We start from the raw sequence: 18,374 nt of genomic DNA, 5'->3' as shown, positions 1-18,374 counted from the left end.
CATACGCAGCACCAGGACAAGCTTGCGTCCCGGCCGCGAAGCGTGCTGTGGGCGCGGGCGCGAAGCATCGGTTGGTGTTCGTCGACCGGCTCTGGCCACGCTCGTGCATCCGCCCACAGCACGCTTCCGGCATGCCACGGCGCACGACGTGTGCGGCTGCGGACTCCGGCCCAGGTCGTCGACCACCTCGGTGCCGACGGGAAGACGGTGATCATCGACGGCACTGGGATCCGGGTCCGCCGGTCGGCAGCCAGGCGCGAGGACCATGACAGGTTCATCTCCGGCAGGAACAAGCAGAACACGGGATGTTCGCGTTTGACATCAAGTGCGGTTCAGGTTTTAGCGTCGCCATGACCGGTCGCGAAGGTCTCGACGGGAGAGGAACGCATGCTCAGGCTTGATCACACCATCGTCCACAGCACCGACAAGTGGGCCAGCGCCCGCTTTCTGGCCGACCTCCTTGGCGCACCTGAGCCGAAAGAAGGCGGTTCGTTCGTGATGGTCCGTCTCGACAACGGTGTCACCCTCGACTACGCCGAGCACCTGATCAAGGGCAGGGACTGGGTGCCCACTCATTACGCCTTTCTCGTCAGCGAGGAGGAGTTCGACGCCGTCTTCGCCCGGATCCAGGAGCGCGGCCTGCCCTACTGGCCCGACCCGCAGCACACTGAACCGCAGACCATCAACCATCTGGACGGCGGCCGCGGCGTGTACCTCCAGGATCCCGATGGCCACGAGCTGGAGTTCATCACTGTCCCGTACAGCGACGAGCTGCTTTCCAAGGATGTTCCGCCAAAGCTGAACTGACCGAAGATGTCTACCCCTTGGGTGCTGCACCCCGGCCAGCCGATGCACGGCCGTGGAGGAACCGGTGGACGCTCAAGCTGGAGGCGGGCTCGGCAGTACCGTGCCCGCGAAGGACACCTACGCGTGCCCGGACAGCACAGCAGAGCCGTAGGTGGGGCGTCGGTGGAACTTGGCTCCTTCGCCGCCAACGCCCGGCCCTACACTGCCGAACTCACCGATCATCGGCGGGCGCACCGGAGGCGCTGGGGGTGCGCCGGAGGCGAGTGTGTGGGCGCTGTCGCCGGTCGCAGGGGGCGGCTCGGCCACCATGTGATGGCTGGACCGCCCTGCTTGAGTTGCCGAAGCCGTACGGGGCGGGTGTACGGCTCCTGCCTGCGGTCTCCTGCTGCCGTCCCCGTGGCGGGACGGCGGGTGGTGCTGCGGCTTCGTGCACGGCGCATCACGTGCGAAGACGTTTCGTGCGGGTGGCGGACGTTCGTCAAGCAGGTCGCGGGCCTGGCCCGGCGGTACGGCCAACGGACTGAACGAATGTGTTCTGTGCTGGCCGAGGTCGGCCTTGCCCTAGTGGCTCGCGCCGGTGCCCAGCTGGCCGTCGGCTCCGTCGGCTCCGTCGGCTCCATCGGCTCCATCGGCTCCATCGGCGCGGGTCAGCCGGAATACGGTCCTGCGGCTGGTCGACGCCCTCCCGGAGCCCCGGCCGCAGGTCCGGTGGGTGGTCTCGCAGGAGGCGCGCGTCGCCTACTGCCGACCGAAAACACGGTGAGCAGAATCTGCCCGCCCGGCCGGGCCTGGGCGAAATCCGCCGGGGACGGCGCGGAAGGAGCGGGAGCCACGATCCGGTCGAAGGGTGCCTGCGACCGGTAGCCGTCCAGTCCGTCCGCCACCGCCGGAGGTCACAGCCGGCTCACGTCAGAGGGCGAAGGGGACCGGTGTCCGCGTACGGTGAGAAGGGGTCGGGCAGCCCCCTGTTTCCACGCCTGGCGGGCAGTGTCGCCCGCACGCGTGCGGATGGAGAGATGTGCTGACCGAGCACACTGTGCGCGCTCCGGCCGCCCGAGCGCCCTCATGGACCCGCTGGGCAACCGAGGCGTGGCTTTCACCCAGGCGGAGCGGAACGAGCTGAGTCTGACCGGGCGCCTGCCGTCCGGGGTGCTGACGCTGGAGCAACAGGCGCGGCGCGCTTACCAGCAGTTGCAGGCCCGAGGGAGTGACCTGGCCAAGGACGTGTACCTGGAGCAGTTGCACGACCGCAACGAGGTCCTCTACTACCGATTGCTCACCGAGCATCTCGTGGAGCTGTTGCCGGTCGTGTACGACCCCACGGCCGGCGAGGCGATCGAGAGTACTCCCACAAGCACCGCAGCCCGTGAGGGGGCTTCCTGTCCGTCGACCGGCCCGACGAGATGGAGAAAGCGTTCGCCACGCTCCGGCTCGGGTCCGATGACGCGGACCTGATCGCGTGCAGTGACGCCGAGCAGATTCCCGGTATCGGCGGCTGGGGCGTGGGAGGGGGATCCAGACCTCGGTCGGCAAACTGGCGGTGTACACCGCGGCGGCCGGCATCGACCCGGCACGTGTCATCCCCGTGTCGCTGGACGTGGGCACCGACCGCCAGGAACTGCTGCAGGACCCGCTGTACTTGGGCCACCGGCACCGCAGAGCCCGCGGCGCCCACTATGACGACGCATTTGCCGAGAGCTACCAGAGGACGGCCTCGGCTGTGTTTCCACGTGCTCTGCCGCACTTCGAAGATTTCGGCCCCAGCAACGCGCGGCGCATTCTCCAGACCTACGGTGACCGTTACCGGGCCTTCAATGACGACATGCAGGGCACCAGCGCAATCACCCTGGCCGCGGTCCTGTCGGCGGTCAAGGTCAGCGGTGTGCCGATGCGGGAGCAGAAGCTGGTGCTCTTCGGCGCCGGCACCGCCGGGGTCGGGATCGCCGACCAGCTCCGCGGCTCCGTGGTCCGCAACGGAGCGAGCCGTGAACAGGCCACCGGACAGGTCTGGCTGATCGACAGACCGGGGCTGCTCACCCGGGCCACGAGCGACCTGCGCGACTTCCGGCAGCCCTACGCGCGTGAGCCTTCGGAAGTCGCGGACTGGTCGAAGGACGACGGCGGGACCTCTCTCCTGGAGACCGTGAAGCGGGTCAGGCCGACGATCCTGGTGGGCACCTCCACTGTGCACAGGGCCTTCACGCGTGAGGTCGTCGAGGCCATGGCCGCGGGCACCGATCGCCCGGTCATCCTGCCGCTGTCCAACCCGATCTCGCGCATCGAGGCCATGCCGGACGACGTCATCGCCTGGACGTAGGGCAAGGCCCTGGTCGCCGTCGGCATCCCCGTCCCTCCCGTCGAGCACGACAAGATGACCTATCGGATGGCGCAGGCCGACAACGCCCTGCTCTACCCCGGACTGGGCCGGCACTCCCCTCGGCTACTACCAGGGCATCATCGACCGGGTGCGGATGTCGGACACCCCGGCGGCTACCGTCAGATCCTCGTCCCCTGGAGGGCCCAGCAACCGGAGTGGCTGCCCACCTCATGACCTCCTGACCACCCAGGAGCGATGCGACAGCTCATCCCCATCGACAACGGGCCAGATGCCCCGAGCCTGTCGGCCCTCGCACGATGACCTGCCCCATTGGCCCGGCGCCGATACCATCCTCGGACCACTCGGCAGGCGCCTGACCGTCCGGGCCGAGACCGCTCTGTGTCGCGAGGAAGGGAACCGGACATCCCCCATCGGGCTCTCAGCGGCAGGTGTGGACAAGATCCGCAACCGTGCGCAATATGTCCTGTGGTGTCGTCCCCGAGGAATGAGGGAACGCCCGTTTGCTGGTGATGCGGTACCGAAGGGAGCGGATATGGTCAGACCGGTCTCCCGTGTAGCTGGATGCGACGATCCGGTGTATGTCTCCTGCGGACCGGATGGTGTCCACCAGCACGCCGGCCTCGGGACCGGCGGTCGGCAGGACACGTCGCAGAGACACCTGTTCTCCGGTGACGCACACGCTGACTGATCGTCGGCCGGCAGAGTCCATGGCCTCACGCACACTGGGGAATCGTGTGGAGAACTCCGGCCACAGGTCCAGGTTCTTCATACAAAACACAACGCTGCGAGCGCGCGGTGTCGTCTCCATCGACGTCCTGGCCGATATCTCCCCTGAGTCTGAGTCGTCGCGGGCAGTTGTGATGCAAGTCATGCCCCCGGGACGAAGCACAGGATCAGGCGAAGGCCGTCTTCACGTCCACTGAGCTTCGAAAGCGCCGATCAGGTTCGCGTCACGTGCGACGTCAGACCATAAATTGCAACCTCAGCTGAAGGTGAGGGTGATGGGGCCGGCGATGCTCGTCAGACCTCCTGGGGTGAGGCAGGCGAGGAGGTCTGTGGAGAGCAGCACCTTGGTCTGCAGGACGGTGGCTCCGGTGAAGGGGCCGCTGGTGACGGTGCCGGTGAGGACGAAGACCGTCTCTCCGTCGGGCTTGAGGTTGATGGAGCCGGTTCCCACGACAGTGCTGCTCTGTCCGGTGTTCCAGTGGTAGACGGTGGTGTTGGAGAATGAGCCGGAGGTGCAGCTGGCGGTGCCGTCACCGGCGGCGGACAGGTTGGCACCGGTGAGAGCGGGGTTGCTGAGGGACACGCAGCCGGAGACCTGTCCGGTGGCGGTGAAGTGGGTCGGCTTGGAGGTGTAGGTCAGTCCGGGGGTGTAGGTGGAGATGTTGGAGCCGACCGGGCAGACAACGTCCACGAGCGCGGCGCCGGAGGGGGCGGCTGCAATCGCCGGAACGGTGTCTGCGGACACCACCGCCACCACGGCAGCCAGGATCAGACCTATACGGGTGCGGATGCGCATGCCGAGTCTCCTGGGAACGGGCTCGGCCGCCCGGGAGTCGGCCGAGAACGGTACGCGGTGCGTGCTGCACCACGGCATCCCCGACTGTGCCGCTCCACACTGCCGGCGGCCATAGCCTGTCCGGGTGGGCGCATCCACTCTCGGCCAAGCGCTGGTATGCGCCGTGACTGCGCCCGCGTACGCCCATATGAGACCAGTTGGGGAACTCGCCCCTGGTCACCCGGCAAGGCGCGTACTGCGGCAGCCCCTGTCGTCGTTCGCGGAGTTGGATACGACGAGACCGGACTCTCCCGCACCGTGGTGGGCCTGGCCCTCGGCGCTCGACCAGGCCCACACCGTCGCGATCTGCACCGTAGTCATGCTGTTCGAAGCACTCGGACGCGCCAATGCTTTGCCGTACCTGGCCGAGGAACCCCGGAGTGCCAGCATAGGCAGCCTGACATTCGAGCGGATCGAGGGCCGCTCCGCACGCCCCGAGGACCTTCCGCGTGTGGCGGAACTGCTGGGCCATGCCCACGGTGCCGCTTGGGCCGGCGACCTGCAGTCAGTGTCGCCGGGCACCCCGCGCCGCTTCCAGGACGGCACGACGTTCGACGACTACCTCGGCCCCCGCGAGATCGCCCTCCGGCGACGCCACGAGCAGGGCTACCTACCGAACAAGGTGGCCGCGGTAACGTCTCCATGCACACCAGCAGGCGCACCCTCGACGCGTGCTCGCGCCACGTCCTGTCCCTGCTGCGGGACAGCGTGCCTGCTCAGGCCGCCGAGTCACCCGCTCCGGGCCGGCCGGCGGGTGAGCGCGGGGCGGCCTCCAGCAGGGGAACGGCCTTCGGGGCGGCCGGCCAGCACGGTCGAGCGCTCGTCGATCAAGGCACCCCGCACCGACGCCCGCTCGCCCAGCCGCCCGAAGGACACCGCGGCCACCGGGGCCGCCGGGGGTGGCGCTGGGCCGCCCGGCCGGCCGGGCTTCGATCCGGGAGTGAAGCACTTCTCCCAGCGGAGTGCTGCCCCGGCCGTCGAGGGTCCGAGGCCGGCGGGGACCTCGGTCGCCAGGCGGTCCGGCCGGCAACATTCAGGACCGGCCGTGCCGCGTTGTGGTGTGAGTGGTCCTCTGGAGTGATGAAGGCCGGTGTGAGAGGTCGTAGGGTCGGACGGATGAGAGTGATGGACGGCGGGTGGCCCGGGCGGGGCGGCGTCCGTGCGGGGAGGGCCCTGATGCCGTCGGGCCGGGCGAGACCGGCGGCGTGCAGGGCCTCACGGTAGAAGCCGGGCAGGAATTGCGCGTGGATGTCGACGGTGGGTTCGGGCACCGGGAAGCCGGCGGCCGTGAGCATGGCGCCGAACCGCTTCCAGGCGGTCCGCCTCGTTCTCGCGTCCCTCTGGCGCCTCGGTGTAGTCCCATTCCGCCGGGCGCTCTGCCTCTTCGGCCAGTTGAAGGCTGGACAGGCGCCTGGCCCGCCGACGTCTCGCCGTACTGGTCGATGTGGACGAAGACGACGCAGCTCTCGTCAGCAGGAGGTTGCTTGCCTCACCCTCTCATCCCATCACACCAAGGAGTGTGAGCAAGTTCCCGCAAGTAAAGGCTTCCTGGCCTACGAGTCGTAGCAAGTCCTGGCAAGGAGCGGGTGCTACGGTGCGCGATCGTTCACCCTCGAAGGGTCAAGAACCCCGAGCCACATGGAGGTTTCTGTGGCACTGCACTTGCTGTGCAAGGACCCGGAGAGCCCGAACAATGGCAGCCCAACCCTCTACTATGATGATGAAACGGGCAGCTATCTCCTGCAGTCCTGGAAGGTCGAGGACCCTTCCCGTCTGTCCTCGGTCGTCGTGCCCGATCACGAGACTGTCGTCGAGTTCCCCGCACGACTGCTCGCGCTCTTCCCGTCATGCGAATCCATGCCGCACACAATCGCAAGAAACACAAGAAATATATCGGGTGAGAGCTGCTGATTTGCGGGTGAGATAGGCATTCGTGCGGTTAGAGGCTCCGACTCCAAAGCCTGCACACTGTCCGCATGCCTACCTCTTCCAGCATCCGCGAAGCCCGACTCGCCCTGGGCCAGCAGTTACGGGCCCTGCGCCAGCAACACGGCCTGACAGCACGCGAACTGGCCCGCCGGTGCGACTGGCACGAGTCGAAGTGCAGCCGTATCGAGAACGGGCACATAGCCGCTTCCCCGAAGGACATCCGAGCCTGGACAGCTGCCTGCGGGGACCAGGCCGCAGCAGCGGAACTCATCGACATCGCCCGCGGCATCGACGGCATGTACGTCGAGTGGCGGGCCATGGAGAAGGCCGGCCTCAAGCGGGCCCAGGAGAGCGTCCTTCCCTTGTGGGACCAGACGCGTCTGTTCAAGGCGTATGCCCAGAACCTGATCCCCGGTCCGTTGCAGACCCGCGCCTACACCAGAGCCGTCCTGGCCGGCATCCGGGAGCGCCGTGGCCTTCTCGACGATGTGGAGGCCGCGGTCGCCACTCGGATGGACAAGCAGAAGGTCCTCACCGAGAGGAGCAAGCGATTTGAGATCGTCCTGGAGGAGTCCGTGCTCTACCGGCGGGTGGGGCCTCACGAGGTCATGGTCGAGCAGCTCAGCCGCCTGCTGGAGGCCAGTGTCCTTGCCTCCGTCAGGTTGGGGATCATCCCCATGGGTGCCGACCGCGGCCTGATGCCACCGGTGGAGGACTTCTGGGTGTTCGACGACCGGCAGGTCAACGTCGAGCTCGTCTCCGCTTACCTCACGGTCAAACAGCGCGGTGAGGTCGAACGCTACCTGGACGGCTTCTCACGGCTGAACGATCTGGCTCACAGCGGAGGGCCCGCCCTCACCCTCATCGCCGCCGCCATCGCCAACTACGCCCGCTCTCCCGGCACCTCGGGAAGGGCAGGTCCCCCCAGCGAACAGTAGACAGGAGAGCCAGGGGTGCACAGCAGACGGACCAGCCGACGTGATGCCCGGAGCAGCACCTTCGGCGCTCCGGGGCGGTTCTACGAAGGGCAACGCCCGGTCGTCGCGATCGCCACCGTGGGCTTCGCAGCCCTGTGCGCCGTGGGCCTGGCCTTGGCCGGCACCTACACCTCCGACGAAACCCCGGAGGGCAAGAGCGAGGGAACCGACCAGCGGATGACACGGTTTCTCGCTGCCTTGCAGCAGAGCCGCCCCTTCGCCGAGACGGTCGTCCGCACCGGCATATCCGGGCCAGGGCTCCCCGCCACCCTGCGCTTCGCCCAGCCCGGCACCCCGCCCGACCGTCGCCTCGACTTCCAGTGCACCGGCCCCGGGAGAGTCAGAGCCATAGCCGTAACGATCAGCGGGACTCGCCGCGAGCACACCTTCCCCGACTGTGCCCACGGCATCGCTTCGATGGCCATAGAGTCCGCCACCGTCGTCGTCCTCGAGCCATCCCACGAGCACACCCGCATCCTGTGGGCTCTGGCTGAAGGCGCAGTCGGACGGGGGCACAAGAGCAGCACACCCTGGGTCCAGGAGACCGCAGGCTCTGCCACCATCTGTGAAGTCCGGCGGCTCTGCGAGCCAAGCTCGGCCAGCGCAGCGTCGCTTATGGTATGACGCAGGCGCAAGTAACAGCACAGCCGTACACCGGGTTCGCCCGCCTTCAGTGTTGCCCGCCCAACGGTAGCCGACGCAACGCGGTGGGCGAGGATGCCCTGGCCACTGCGGGTGGTGTCCGGTGTTCGGCTGGGCGCCAGGTACCGCCCGGGCTCTGATGTGGCTGGTGCCGGCAGCGAAGTCCGCCAGATTGGTAGCGCCTGCCCCCCAGTCTGGCGGGAGCCGATCACCGCCCCCACCCGCCACCGCGGCTGCTTGGGCCGGCGGATCGACCACTCGTTCCCCGGGTCAGCCGTTGCCCTTCTTCGCGTGGGCAAGGTGGAGGGTGCCCTGGGCGGTGATGACAGCAGGGCCGGTCAGCGCCATGGTGCCGTCGGCCCTGACGGATACGTACAGGCTCCCGCCGGGGAGGTCGACGCGGTAGTCGGCGGCTGCGGTCTGGCCGATGTGCCGTCGGTGAGCGGCGACAGCGGCGCAGGCGCCGGTTCCGCAGGCGCGGGTTTCCCCGACGCCCCGCTCGTGGACCCGTAGCGCGAGGTGGCCCGGGCCGAGGACGGTGACGAATTCGGTGGTGACGCCGTGGGGGTAGGCATCGGCCGGTTCGACAGCGGGCGGAGTGTCCAGGTCCCCCGCGACGGCCAGGTCGTTGACGAACACCACGGCGTGGGGGTTGCCGACATCGACGTGGATGGCGGGCCGGCTCTGCTGAGCAGCGGTGACGGTGATGCGGTCCGGGCCGGGGAAGGCCGGGGCGCCCATGGCCACGGTGACCGGGCCCTGGAAGTCTTCGCTGCGGCTGGGGACCCGGACACGGCGCACGCCCGCGCGGGTGGCGATGGTGAAGGTGCCCGGGGCGCACCGTCCGGTGTCGACGAGGTAGCGGGCGAAGACCCGGATGCCGTTGCCGCACATCGCGCCGGGGCTTCCGTCGGCGTTGCGGTAGTCCATGAACCATTCGGCGACTCGGGCCGTGGCGACGGTTCGGGGATGGGCGAGGCAGCGGACGGCACGCAGGATGCCATCGGCTCCGGCGCCGGTGTGGGGGTCGGCCAGGAGGCGGATGGTCTCGGCGGAGAGGCAGAGGCGACCGTGGGGGTCGGGCAGGATGAGGAAGCTGTTCTGGCAGCCGTGCCCCTTGGCGAAAGGCACGGTGTCCATCCGAGAGCCAGTGATCTCGGTCATGGATGGAGGCCTTGTCGTCGCAACTCGATGCGGAGCCAGGCGGTCTGTCCGTCGGGGGTGTTGGTGACGCCGTATTCGGTGCCGAGTTCGAGGACGGCCAGGAGACGTGTCCAGTGATCCAGAGCGGCGTCGGTGACGTCGGTTTCGATGCGGACCCCATCCGGTTCGGCAGTGACGCGGGGAGGGACGCCGGTCAGCTCGGCGAGCTGCTGCGCGACCCTCGCGGCCGCGGCATCGATGGCGGCTCTCTGGCGGCGGTCGTAGCCCACTGCACCCACATTCACATACCGGTGATTACTGCGCGTACTTATTGGTCCCCCATTTTTTTATTGGTGGACTAAATTGTCAATCCGTTTCAACCAGGCCGTGGGCAGAGGGAGATGCATGGCTGACCGACAGGCCGACCGTCAGGAGGCGGGATACCTGCGTGTCGCCCAGGCCATCAGGGACCGCATCGCCGACGGCACCTGGCTGCCCGGCCACAAACTCCCCAACAGGCCCTCTCTGGCGGGTGAGTTCGGGGTCGGTGAGAACACGGTCCGCCAAGCCCTGGAAATCGTCCTGGCCGAGGGTCTGCTGGAGAGCTTCCGCGGCCGTGGCCGCGGCACGTACGTCCGCGCCCCGCGTGAACGACACATTCTGCCGCGCACCCTGACTCCCACCGCCGCGCCCGGCCGCCTCGGGCTCGCCCCGGCCGGCTCCCCCACCAGCGTGGAAGCGGAAAGCACGGCCAAGATCCCGGCACCGGCACCGATCGCCGCCCGCCTGGGCATCACAGCGGGCGACCTCTGCGTACGCACCGACTACGAGGTGCTCGCCGCCCGGAGGTGCGTGCTGACGGCCACCAGCTGGGAGCCCTACGCCCTGACCGCCGGTACACCGGTCGTCCTTCCCGAAGGCGGACCGCTGGCCGGCCGCGGTGTCGCCATGCGGATGGCCCAGATCGGCATCACGGTGGCGCGCGTCACCGAGGTGCCCCGCCCCGTTCAGCTCGACCGCGAGACGACGCAACTGCTCGGCGCCTCGCCCGGAGGTCAGGCGGTGTTGATCGAGCGCACGCACTACGACACGGGCGGCCGGCCCGTGGAGACCGCAGACATCCTGGTACCGACCGAGCGCTGGGACATCACGTACGACATCCCCCTCTATCAGGTGCCCCGCACCTGATGCCGGGTTCGTCAGAGGGGCCCGCGCCGGCCAGCCGGGGGCGGACGATCATCAGCAGGCAGCGCGGCCCCCTGGGGGCCGCGGCAGGGAGGGGGAAGGGTCCATGGCTGCACCGCGCCGCGACTCCGCAGGCCGGGCTGTCGACACCTTGGCGTCACCCGCGCTCACGAATGTGATCGGGCTCGTGGGAATCGTCACGCCGATCATCGCGTGGCTCACCGCGCGCGGCACCACGAAGAACGTCCTCCTGATCGCCGAGACGGTGATCGTGATGATGCTCGTCGGCTCACACATCTGGCTGCGCAAGCGCTTCATCCAGCTCCGGCGCTCCAATAACCTGCGGGACATGGATGACGCGTACTACTACGACCTGATCCGTGCGAAGCTGGAGCACGAACTCGTCTCGGACTACGGTGCCGTCGCCGACGGCCACCTCCAGGTCTACGCCAGCGAGGTGCCACGCCTCTCGGTCATGCTGGTCCAGGCCCTCCTCGAGGCCCGATCGCAGCCGCAGCGAGTCCTCGCCAGCGACCTGACCACCGACCCCGGCCTCCTCACCCGCCGCCGTGAATACCTCGCCGCGAACCGGCAACTGCTCCAGGCCGGCGGCACCATCAACCGGCTCTACATCGCCTACGAACGCGATCTGGTCCGCGAGGACTACGCCCGCAGCCTGCTACAACTCATCGACCACCAGCGCGAGATGGGTGTCACCTGCGGACTGGCCGTTCGTGACCGGCTGCGAGCCGACCAGGCCGTGGACGTCATCATCATCTCTGCCGCCGCCGCCCTCGTCGAAGACGAACAAGGGGACGCCGACTACACCAGAGGGCGCAGCACCGTGCACTTCAAGGGTGTCGGCCGCTGGATCACGCGCTTCGAGTCCGCCTGGGGCAACGGAGCCGACTCCGCTGCCGCAGCGCTGCGCACCTACGAGAACACCGCACGACCTCTACTCGGCTCCGCCTGGGACGACATCCGCATCCGGCAGACCGTCGACACCCTGTAGCAGCCACCCTCCTGCCCCACACACGCGAAGGTCCGGCCCCGTGCCGGGCCTTCGCGCCGCCGGGCCGACAAGCGAGCGCGTGAATCTCAAGTCAAAATGGTGAACCAATAAGTACCCTCGGTGATGACCGGTGGGAGCCGCCCGCCCCTCATCAACCCAGGACCACCATGCTCCTGTGCTTAGTCCTTCTGATCACCGGGACCGCACTGCGCCAGATCGACCGCCTGCACTTCGCCCGCCACCGGCCCCACGCCGCCGACGCCGCCCTCCTCATAGCCATCCAGCGCACACGCGCCAACAACCTCACTCCACTCCTGCTCCTGGCAGGACAATGGGTACAGATCACCGGCTGGTGGATGCTCGCCGCCCACGGCCCCCTTCTCGCCGCCCTCGCAGCCGCCGCGGTCGCCGTGCACTTCCGCCACCTCCAGGAGATCAGCCACGCAGCGGTCCACGGCGTCCTGGCCCGCACCCCGCGCGCCAACCAGCTGCTCGCCGAAGTCTTCGCCCACCACCCTCTCGGACTCGGCCCCGTCACCTCACGCCGCCGACGCCACGTCCGCGACCACCACCCCAACGCCACCCAGGCCGGCGACCCCAACCTCGCCGAACTCCGCCAGGCCGGGCTGGGCGCAGGCACCACGGGCCCCGCCTTCGCGGCCGCGCTCGTCCACCCGCTCACCCCACGCGGCATCCGCGGCACCGTCGCCGGACTCACCGCTCACCTGCGCGGCCCCGGAGCCTGGCACCGCACCGCCGCCACCGCCGCCGTCTGCGCGGCCGCGTACACCGCAGGCGGATGGCCCGCCCTGCTGTGCGGCCTGCTCATCCCGCGGCTGCTGCTCTACCCGCAGCTGGCCTGGATGTCCCTGCTGGTCGAACACACCTGGTTCGACCCCGACCACCGCACCGGCACCCCCGCCCAGATCGAAGCCGGCCGCTGCCTGCGCCTCTACCCCGGCAGCCGCACCATGGCAGCCATCGCCGCCACCACCTGGCTCCCCTACGGCGACCTCCACCACTACGCACACTCCGCCCACCCAGGCCTTCGGTGGAACTACCTGCCCGCCGTCGAGGCCAACCTCGCACCGCCACACTTCACCGCCGACGGACTTCTCATCGGCACGGCCACCGTCACCCGCCGCCACCATCAGGCACTCAATACCCCAGCCCAACTGGCCACACATCACACCTGACCAGCCACGCACGGCAGCGCCCGCTCCCGAACACCACCTGAGCTCGGGACCGCAGCCGTACGCGCATGCCCTCCCTGACCGTCATCGGGCCCGTCGCGGCCGGTATGGCCACCGCGAGCCCCGGACCGGCCCGCACGCGCAGGGACGACCGATGCTGAGGGGGTTACGGCGCGGACCAAGCGGCGTGGCGGGCCGTCGGCAGCGGCCACGGCGAGGAACGCCGGACGCCGGACGCGTGGCCGAGGGCGCGGTGACAACGGTGGGCCGCGCCACCCGGGCGGGCCCACCAGCCGGTGACGCGTGCGGCTCCCGGCGCGGCAGGAGCCGTCGCCCGGCTGAACGGCCGGGGCTGAGCGGTCGAGGGCGAGGGGACCACGCCGGTGTTTTTCGGTCGGACTGGGCAACTCTCCCACTCGCCCACATCGTTCCCGCTACGGTGGCCGGCAGCCGCAGGGAGGTCGAGTGCCTACAACCGTCGTCGGGTTCCGGCTCGGGTCCGACAGCCAGGGCCGTCAGGTGACGGCCGTGCTGACGCAGGCCGGTGTCCTGCACCGCTGCAACGGCCCGATGGGCGCGGCCCCCAAGCCGACCAGAAAGCCCTCCGTGCCCACTCCCGGGGATCCCCATCCAGTGCCGCGGCAAGCAGCGCGACTCCGGAAGATCCACGCGGAGCTGACTGAGAAGGGCTACGGCCGTGTGCTGGTGCCACCGGCCTGCGTGCGCCTGGAGGTTGCCGAGCACCCACTTCACGCGCATCCGTACGGGCCGAACGCCCCCGCCGCCCACCCGGAGCTGCTGGAGGAGTTCATCGGCCTCGCGCCGTCCGCTGCCCGGGATCTTGACGAGGCGTTGCACGACTTCTACGTAGCCATCGGCCTGCCGACACGCCCCAAGCACCTCATCCGCGCCGGGCGAACGCCGACGGCTCTTCCCTCTCGGGTCAGCGGAGCGCTACGCGTTCTCGCCCGCGGCTCCGCCGTCACCTCGCCGAAACGCCGGTCGATCGGCTGGAGGGTCACCGCCGACGACGTACGCCTTCACGCAGGGGCTGGAGGCGTGGCCCTCTCGCATGACGAGGTCGCCGGGCTCCAGGCCGCCTTGACAGCGTGGCTTCGCCTGAACCCGGTTCCCCGCAGCACCGCCGCCCCGAAAGGCTGATCGAGGCGGGGGGCTGTCGGCGGCGGCTGAGAGGCTGGTCGGACGAACACCGATGACGAGCAGTTGCTGCGCGACCGGGTCTGCGGCCACGATCACGACGACCCCCATCCGGGTCCGCTTCCGCATCGGACGCACTCGGACTCACGCCGAACTGGTCGGCGATCCGCTGGTCGGCCCGCTGCCAGACATCCACGGCCGGTGTGCCGAGGAAGTCGGCGACGGTACCGGACGTGCACCGGGGGCGGTGAACATGGGCTCGACCACAGTGCGTTGGCGCAGCGCCACCAGCCCGCGCGGCCCGTCCCGGCCGCCGGGGTTCGGTATCTGTCCGGGCACGGGGCCGGCGGGGAGGTCTTCGGTCATCCCCCGATCATTCCCGGTCCGGCCGGAGTCCGGAGCCGAACCGGACAGCCGGCCGTCGACGGTGCTGAGCCAAGTCCACCTCGCCGGCTTCGAGCAGGGCCCGGCGCAGCTGCGCGGTCTCGGCCGGACGGTCGGATACGGACAGGGCCTCGGCAGCCCGCAGCAGAGCGCGGGCGTGGCGGCGGACGTCGCCGTCGTACGCGCCTTCGGGGGCGGGGCGGGTGAGCAGGTGCGCGGCCAGCAGCAGGGCGTCAGGCTCACGCGGGCGGGCGGCGGCGCATTCGGTGAACCGGCCGGCGTCTGACGGGCCAGGGTGTGGGCGGCGCTGGGTCGTCGACCCCACTGCCGGCGAGGTCGACGAGCAGAACATCGATGGCCTCGCCGTCGAATTCCCGGCCCGCAACGACGACTTCCTCGGAGCGGAGCATCGCTGCCAGTACGCGGTCTCTTTCCCCGACCAGGAAGGCTTCGGCGGCTATGGCGTCGTGAAATACGACCGTGCCACCGGCGGCCGCCGTATCCACCAGGTCGGCGATGCCCGACTGCCCCAGCGCCCGTGTGCAGTGGGACGGTTCCGGCCCGCCGCAGACAAGCCGGCCACACCTTCGATCGAGGAGCAGTCGGCCACGGGAGGACCCCGAACACCGAACAGGCCTCTCCGCGGCGGCCTGGCAACGAAGACCCACCTCGCGGCCGAGCAGGGGCAGCAGCCACTGTTCCGCTGATCACTGCGGGCCACTGCGACGACAGTCCGCAGTTCCAGCACGTCCTCGAACGCGTCCGCGTGCCTCGTACCGGTCTCGGACGCCCGCGCACCACGTCGGACGGAGTCCGACCGACGAAGCCTATGGACTCCGCGAGAAGCGCGGATCCCGGGTGGCCGACCACTGGCCTTCACCCGGCCTTCGACCAGGACGACTTCAAGAAACCAGCACTTTCGCGGCGGACTCCAGGTGTGGAATGTGGTGGTTGCCTCCAGGGCCGCCCTGCCGGTCGCGACCCGGTTCACCGGTGCGTTCTCGTCGGCGTAACCGAAGGAGACCCCGACGAGCAGCTTCCCCTCGTTCACTCGAAGTTGGTCGCGGACGGTGTCGGCGTAGAAGCTGAGCAGGCCCTGTGGGCAGCTGGCCACGCCGTAGGCGGTCAGGGCCAGCAGGAGTGTCTGCAGGTAGGCACCGGCGTCGGCGGCCAGGCGGGGCCCGGCGTCGCCGGTGACGAACAGGAACGCGGCATGGGGCGCCCCGTAGAAGCCCAGGCTCTCCGCGTCGTAGGCCGCGCGGGCCGGGTGGTCGTCGAAGGCGATGCCCAGTGCTCCGTACAGATCGGCGCCGAAGGCGGCCCGGCGTTCCTGGTGGAGGGGGCGTACATGTCCTCGGAGTACGGGTAGACGGCCGTGACACGTCGCTCGGCGTGCGCCGTCCGCCGGGCGTCGGCCAGACGGTCTCGCCGTGTGCCGCTGACCACCTCGACCCGCCAGGGCTGCGCGTTGGAGTTGGACGGCGCGGCCCCGGCCAGGGAGAAGATCCCGCGCAGGGTGTCCTGGGGCACCGGGTCGGGAAGGAAGGCGCGGGTCGCGTGGCGCCCGCGGATCAGCTGCTCGGCGTACCCCCACGTTCGTTTCCCCTCCGGCTGTGTCCCGCCGGTGGGCGCCTCGCTCGTGTGTGTCCGGTGAAGACCGGTCCGGTCATGGGACTCTCCCCAGCAGCACTGAAGTAAACAGAAGTGTTTACCTGGGATCGCGCTATAGCCAGTCGCCCCTCCGAAGTAAACGAGAACGTATACTTACGCTATGACCACGGCGACGACGGCGTCTCGACGGCAAGGACGCGGAGGACGGGAGCGCATCCTGGCCGCCGCAGCCGGACTGTTCGCAGCCCAGGGGATCAACGCGACCGGCATGGAGCAGATCGCGGAGCGGGCGCCGGTGTCCAAGCGCACCCTCTACGCGCACTTCCGGACCAAGGACGAGCTGGTCCTCGCCCACCTCAAGGACCTCGCCTCGACGGGACGCACGCTGGAGGGCGCGCTGGCACGCGAGGACATCCCCGCCAGGGAGCGCATCCTCACCCTGTTCGACCCGCCCCCGGCCGGCACGGATCCGGTGCGCGGATGCCCGTTCATCGACGCCGCCGTGGAGTTCCCCGACCCGCAGAACGCGGTCCACTCCTACGCCCGCGAACAGAAACTGCTGATGGTCCGGCTGGTGGCCGACCTGGTAGCGGAACTGGGCTGCCGCGAACCCTCCACCCTCGCCGAGCAGCTCGTGACCCTCGCGGACGGCGCCGCCGGCCGCGCCATGGTCCTTGGCGACTCCGCCTACGGCCGGCACGCCCGGGCAGCGGCCCAGATCCTCCTGGACCACGCGCTGCCGACCACAATCTGACCGGCCCCGCCCGGGTACCCGGCAGGCCAGGCGCCCTGGGCTTCGTCGTGTTCCGGGTGGATCAGCCCGGCGTTGACGGCAGCGACAACCGGCGGCCTGTCGCTTTGGCGCGCACGACGAGGACGGCCCCGATGAGGCCCCCGTACCTTGTGCCGACCAGGCGCGAACGAAGAGTGGAGCCCAGGATGACCGAACTGATCCCGCTGGAAAGCACGCGGTCGGCGCCCGGGGCGGGCAGACGCACGCTCGGCGTGCTGCCGCTGGTCGGAATCTTCTTCTTCACGGTGTCCGGAGGCCCCTTCGGGCTCGAAGCCTCACTCTCCAGCGCCGGTCCGGGCATGACCCTGCTGATGATCGTCCTGGTGCCGGTGGTCTTCGGCGTGCCGAACGCGCTGGTGGCAGCGGAGTTGAGTGCCGCGATACCGGTCGACGGCGGCTACTACCACTGGACGAAGATCGCGCTCGGCAGAGGTGCGGCATTCGTGTTCGGGGCCTGGAATTCGATCGGGTCGGTGCTGAACCTCGCCCTCTACCCGATCCTGCTGGTCGACTACCTGGCCACCTGGATCCCGGACATCGCCCGCGGGAAGGGGCTGGTGATCGTGAACCTGTTCCACGGCGGTTTCGTCGTGGACCTGCACTGGATCGTCACCGTTGCCCTCATCGTCCCGATGGCGTACCTGAACTACCGCGGCTCCAAGGCGGTCAGCGAGTACTCGGTCGGGATGATGCTGCTGATCCTCGCGCCGTTCGCGGTGCTGACGGTCCTCGGCATCTGGCATGCGGTCGGCAACGGGATCAACGTGCTCCAGCCCTTCATGGTGCCGGGGCAGAGCGTCCACTCGTCGGTGGCCGGCGCGCTCAGCGTGATCGTGTGGCTGTACCTCGGCTTCGACGGGCCGAGCACCGTGCTGGGCGAGGTCGCCGACGCGCACCGGACCTATACCCGGGCACTGGTCATCTCGGTTCCGCTGATCATCACCGCCTACCTGCTGCCCACCATCGCCGCCCTCGGCAGCGGACTGCACCGGGGTTCGCCCGCCGACTGGGCCCAGGGCGACTTCGTCGTGGCCGGCGACGCCCTGGGCGGCATCTGGCTGAAGGTGCTGATCTCCCTGGGATCGGCGCTCTCCCTGGTGGGGCTGTTCATGGCGATCCTGCTGACGAGCACCCGGGTCCCGCGGGCGCTCGCCGCGGACGCGTACCTGCCGCGCTGGATGGCCCGGGACAGCAGACGGTTCAACACGCCGGTGGGTGCGCTGCTGGCGAGCACCACCGTCGTCGTCGTGCTCTCCGCCGTCGACTTCAGCTCGATCCTGCGGGCCACGGTGCTGCTCACCCTGGCCTCGATCCTGCTGGAATTCGTGGCCTTCCTGGTCCTGCGCTGGAGGTATCCGCAGATGCTCCGGCCGGTTCGGGTCCCCGGCGGCCGGCTCGGCGCGGTCCTGGTCGTCGCACTGCCCACGGCGATGATCGTGTACCTGGCATGGAGTACGGCGGTCGACGAGGCCGCGATGTTCGGCATCAGTCTCGCGGTGGCGCTCCTGGCCGTGCTGCTCTACCCGGTGTGCCGGCGGTTCGTCAAGGGCGACCGGCCGGACGCGGAGATCGACTCCTCCCAGGTCGAGCTGGGTCCGGACCGGTTCGCGGGATTCGGTTCGCGGAAGGCGGGCGTCTGAT

The 18,374-nt window shown here is 69.4% G+C and carries 18 protein-coding genes and 3 pseudogenes; 15 read left to right on the top strand and 6 right to left on the bottom strand.

From position 1 onward, the window contains the following. Nucleotides 1-387: 387 nt before the first annotated feature. A complete protein-coding gene (locus ABZ858_RS30070) occupies nucleotides 388-807 on the top strand; it encodes a VOC family protein (protein ID WP_361385489.1) in 420 nt (139 codons plus the stop codon). 647 nt (nucleotides 808-1,454) lie between these two features. On the opposite strand, the gene ABZ858_RS30065 is transcribed toward ABZ858_RS30070, so the two are convergent. Then, nucleotides 1,455-1,691 carry a hypothetical protein gene (locus ABZ858_RS30065; protein ID WP_361385486.1) on the bottom strand — a complete coding sequence of 79 codons (237 nt, stop codon included), beginning with the start codon at nucleotides 1,689-1,691 and terminating at the stop codon, nucleotides 1,455-1,457. Between the two features lie 205 nt (nucleotides 1,692-1,896). On the opposite strand from ABZ858_RS30065, the gene ABZ858_RS30060 reads away from it, so the two are divergent. Both ABZ858_RS30060 and maeA read left to right on the top strand, forming a co-directional pair. After that, the gene (locus ABZ858_RS30060) at nucleotides 1,897-2,262 is read left to right on the top strand and encodes a hypothetical protein (protein WP_361385483.1); all 366 of its coding nucleotides are present in this window, start codon (nucleotides 1,897-1,899) and stop codon (nucleotides 2,260-2,262) included. An 85-nt stretch (nucleotides 2,263-2,347) separates the two neighbouring features. Continuing rightward, nucleotides 2,348-3,358 (top strand): annotated as a pseudogene (gene maeA / locus ABZ858_RS30055) (oxaloacetate-decarboxylating malate dehydrogenase). A 769-nt stretch (nucleotides 3,359-4,127) separates the two neighbouring features. Here the strand turns inward: maeA and ABZ858_RS30050 are convergent. Continuing rightward, nucleotides 4,128-4,667 carry a hypothetical protein gene (locus ABZ858_RS30050; RefSeq protein WP_361385480.1) on the bottom strand — a complete coding sequence of 180 codons (540 nt, stop codon included), beginning with the start codon at nucleotides 4,665-4,667 and terminating at the stop codon, nucleotides 4,128-4,130. A 1,689-nt stretch (nucleotides 4,668-6,356) separates the two neighbouring features. On the opposite strand from ABZ858_RS30050, the gene ABZ858_RS30045 reads away from it, so the two are divergent. The 3 genes from ABZ858_RS30045 (at nucleotide 6,357) to ABZ858_RS30035 (ending at nucleotide 8,236) form a co-directional block, all read left to right on the top strand. Continuing rightward, entirely contained in the window at nucleotides 6,357-6,617 is a 261-nt protein-coding gene (locus tag ABZ858_RS30045) for a hypothetical protein (RefSeq protein ID WP_361385477.1), read from the top strand. A 65-nt stretch (nucleotides 6,618-6,682) separates the two neighbouring features. Next, complete coding sequence (locus ABZ858_RS30040; protein ID WP_361385474.1) at nucleotides 6,683-7,573, top strand: helix-turn-helix transcriptional regulator; 891 nt, start codon at nucleotides 6,683-6,685, stop codon at nucleotides 7,571-7,573. Between the two features lie 15 nt (nucleotides 7,574-7,588). Then, entirely contained in the window at nucleotides 7,589-8,236 is a 648-nt protein-coding gene (locus ABZ858_RS30035; protein ID WP_361385471.1) for a hypothetical protein, read from the top strand. Nucleotides 8,237-8,524: 288 nt separating this feature from the next. Here the strand turns inward: ABZ858_RS30035 and dapF are convergent, their stop codons facing one another. After that, nucleotides 8,525-9,418: a diaminopimelate epimerase gene (dapF, locus tag ABZ858_RS30030; RefSeq protein ID WP_361385468.1), complete on the bottom strand. Its 894-nt coding sequence runs from the start codon at nucleotides 9,416-9,418 to the stop codon at nucleotides 8,525-8,527. Then, nucleotides 9,415-9,687 carry a hypothetical protein gene (locus ABZ858_RS30025; protein ID WP_361385465.1) on the bottom strand — a complete coding sequence of 91 codons (273 nt, stop codon included), beginning with the start codon at nucleotides 9,685-9,687 and terminating at the stop codon, nucleotides 9,415-9,417. Before ABZ858_RS30025 ends, dapF begins: the two co-directional genes overlap by 4 nt. A 115-nt stretch (nucleotides 9,688-9,802) precedes the next feature. Between ABZ858_RS30025 and ABZ858_RS30020 the strand changes: the two genes are divergently transcribed. From ABZ858_RS30020 to ABZ858_RS29995, 6 genes are all read left to right on the top strand, one after another. Next, nucleotides 9,803-10,585, top strand: a complete 783-nt coding sequence (locus ABZ858_RS30020) for a GntR family transcriptional regulator (RefSeq protein WP_361385462.1) — start codon at nucleotides 9,803-9,805, stop codon at nucleotides 10,583-10,585. A 184-nt stretch (nucleotides 10,586-10,769) separates the two neighbouring features. Continuing rightward, nucleotides 10,770-11,594 (top strand): hypothetical protein, encoded by an 825-nt coding sequence (locus tag ABZ858_RS30015; RefSeq protein ID WP_361385460.1) that lies wholly within the window; start codon nucleotides 10,770-10,772, stop codon nucleotides 11,592-11,594. Between the two features lie 167 nt (nucleotides 11,595-11,761). Further along, nucleotides 11,762-12,790, top strand: a complete 1,029-nt coding sequence (locus ABZ858_RS30010; RefSeq protein WP_361385457.1) for a fatty acid desaturase — start codon at nucleotides 11,762-11,764, stop codon at nucleotides 12,788-12,790. A 462-nt stretch (nucleotides 12,791-13,252) separates the two neighbouring features. Further along, nucleotides 13,253-13,948: a hypothetical protein gene (locus ABZ858_RS30005; RefSeq protein WP_361385454.1), complete on the top strand. Its 696-nt coding sequence runs from the start codon at nucleotides 13,253-13,255 to the stop codon at nucleotides 13,946-13,948. A 424-nt stretch (nucleotides 13,949-14,372) separates the two neighbouring features. Next, complete coding sequence (locus ABZ858_RS30000; protein ID WP_361385666.1) at nucleotides 14,373-14,615, top strand: hypothetical protein; 243 nt, start codon at nucleotides 14,373-14,375, stop codon at nucleotides 14,613-14,615. After that, the gene (locus tag ABZ858_RS29995; RefSeq protein WP_361385451.1) at nucleotides 14,596-15,036 is read left to right on the top strand and encodes a carotenoid oxygenase family protein; all 441 of its coding nucleotides are present in this window, start codon (nucleotides 14,596-14,598) and stop codon (nucleotides 15,034-15,036) included. The genes ABZ858_RS30000 and ABZ858_RS29995 overlap by 20 nt, the downstream gene beginning before the upstream one ends. A 362-nt stretch (nucleotides 15,037-15,398) precedes the next feature. On the opposite strand, the pseudogene ABZ858_RS29990 reads toward ABZ858_RS29995, so the two are convergent. Next, a pseudogene (locus tag ABZ858_RS29990) lies at nucleotides 15,399-15,533 on the bottom strand (nitroreductase family protein); the annotation flags it as partial. A gap of 9 nt (nucleotides 15,534-15,542) precedes the next feature. Here ABZ858_RS29990 and ABZ858_RS29985 point away from each other — a divergent pair. Continuing rightward, complete coding sequence (locus tag ABZ858_RS29985; protein WP_361385663.1) at nucleotides 15,543-15,698, top strand: hypothetical protein; 156 nt, start codon at nucleotides 15,543-15,545, stop codon at nucleotides 15,696-15,698. 59 nt (nucleotides 15,699-15,757) lie between these two features. On the opposite strand, the pseudogene ABZ858_RS29980 reads toward ABZ858_RS29985, so the two are convergent. Beyond that, nucleotides 15,758-15,859: pseudogene (locus ABZ858_RS29980) on the bottom strand (nitroreductase family protein); the annotation flags it as partial. A 241-nt stretch (nucleotides 15,860-16,100) separates the two neighbouring features. On the opposite strand from ABZ858_RS29980, the gene ABZ858_RS29975 reads away from it, so the two are divergent. Next, nucleotides 16,101-16,694 (top strand): TetR family transcriptional regulator, encoded by a 594-nt coding sequence (locus ABZ858_RS29975; protein WP_361385448.1) that lies wholly within the window; start codon nucleotides 16,101-16,103, stop codon nucleotides 16,692-16,694. Nucleotides 16,695-16,879: 185 nt separating this feature from the next. Beyond that, complete coding sequence (locus ABZ858_RS29970) at nucleotides 16,880-18,373, top strand: APC family permease (protein ID WP_361385445.1); 1,494 nt, start codon at nucleotides 16,880-16,882, stop codon at nucleotides 18,371-18,373. Nucleotide 18,374 lies beyond the last annotated feature (1 nt).

It is taken from the genome of Streptomyces sp. NPDC047017, from assembly GCF_040644175.1.
Taxonomy (GTDB): domain Bacteria; phylum Actinomycetota; class Actinomycetes; order Streptomycetales; family Streptomycetaceae; genus Streptomyces.
Note: the sequence above shows the minus strand (reverse complement) of the source record. Positions and strands in the feature narration are given on the sequence as shown.

What these genes read in the sequence shown, in the direction of transcription:
- ABZ858_RS30070 (WP_361385489.1), top strand. Translation starts at nt 388, where the DNA reads ATGCTCAGGCTTGATCACACCATCGTCCACAGCACCGACAAGTGGGCC.
- ABZ858_RS30050 (WP_361385480.1), bottom strand. Translation starts at nt 4,667, where the DNA reads ATGCGCATCCGCACCCGTATAGGTCTGATCCTGGCTGCCGTGGTGGCG.
- ABZ858_RS30040 (WP_361385474.1), top strand. Translation starts at nt 6,683, where the DNA reads ATGCCTACCTCTTCCAGCATCCGCGAAGCCCGACTCGCCCTGGGCCAG.
- dapF (WP_361385468.1), bottom strand. Translation starts at nt 9,418, where the DNA reads ATGACCGAGATCACTGGCTCTCGGATGGACACCGTGCCTTTCGCCAAG.
- ABZ858_RS30020 (WP_361385462.1), top strand. Translation starts at nt 9,803, where the DNA reads ATGGCTGACCGACAGGCCGACCGTCAGGAGGCGGGATACCTGCGTGTC.
- ABZ858_RS30010 (WP_361385457.1), top strand. Translation starts at nt 11,762, where the DNA reads ATGCTCCTGTGCTTAGTCCTTCTGATCACCGGGACCGCACTGCGCCAG.
- ABZ858_RS29985 (WP_361385663.1), top strand. Translation starts at nt 15,543, where the DNA reads ATGGGGCGCCCCGTAGAAGCCCAGGCTCTCCGCGTCGTAGGCCGCGCG.
- ABZ858_RS29975 (WP_361385448.1), top strand. Translation starts at nt 16,101, where the DNA reads ATGACCACGGCGACGACGGCGTCTCGACGGCAAGGACGCGGAGGACGG.
- ABZ858_RS29970 (WP_361385445.1), top strand. Translation starts at nt 16,880, where the DNA reads ATGACCGAACTGATCCCGCTGGAAAGCACGCGGTCGGCGCCCGGGGCG.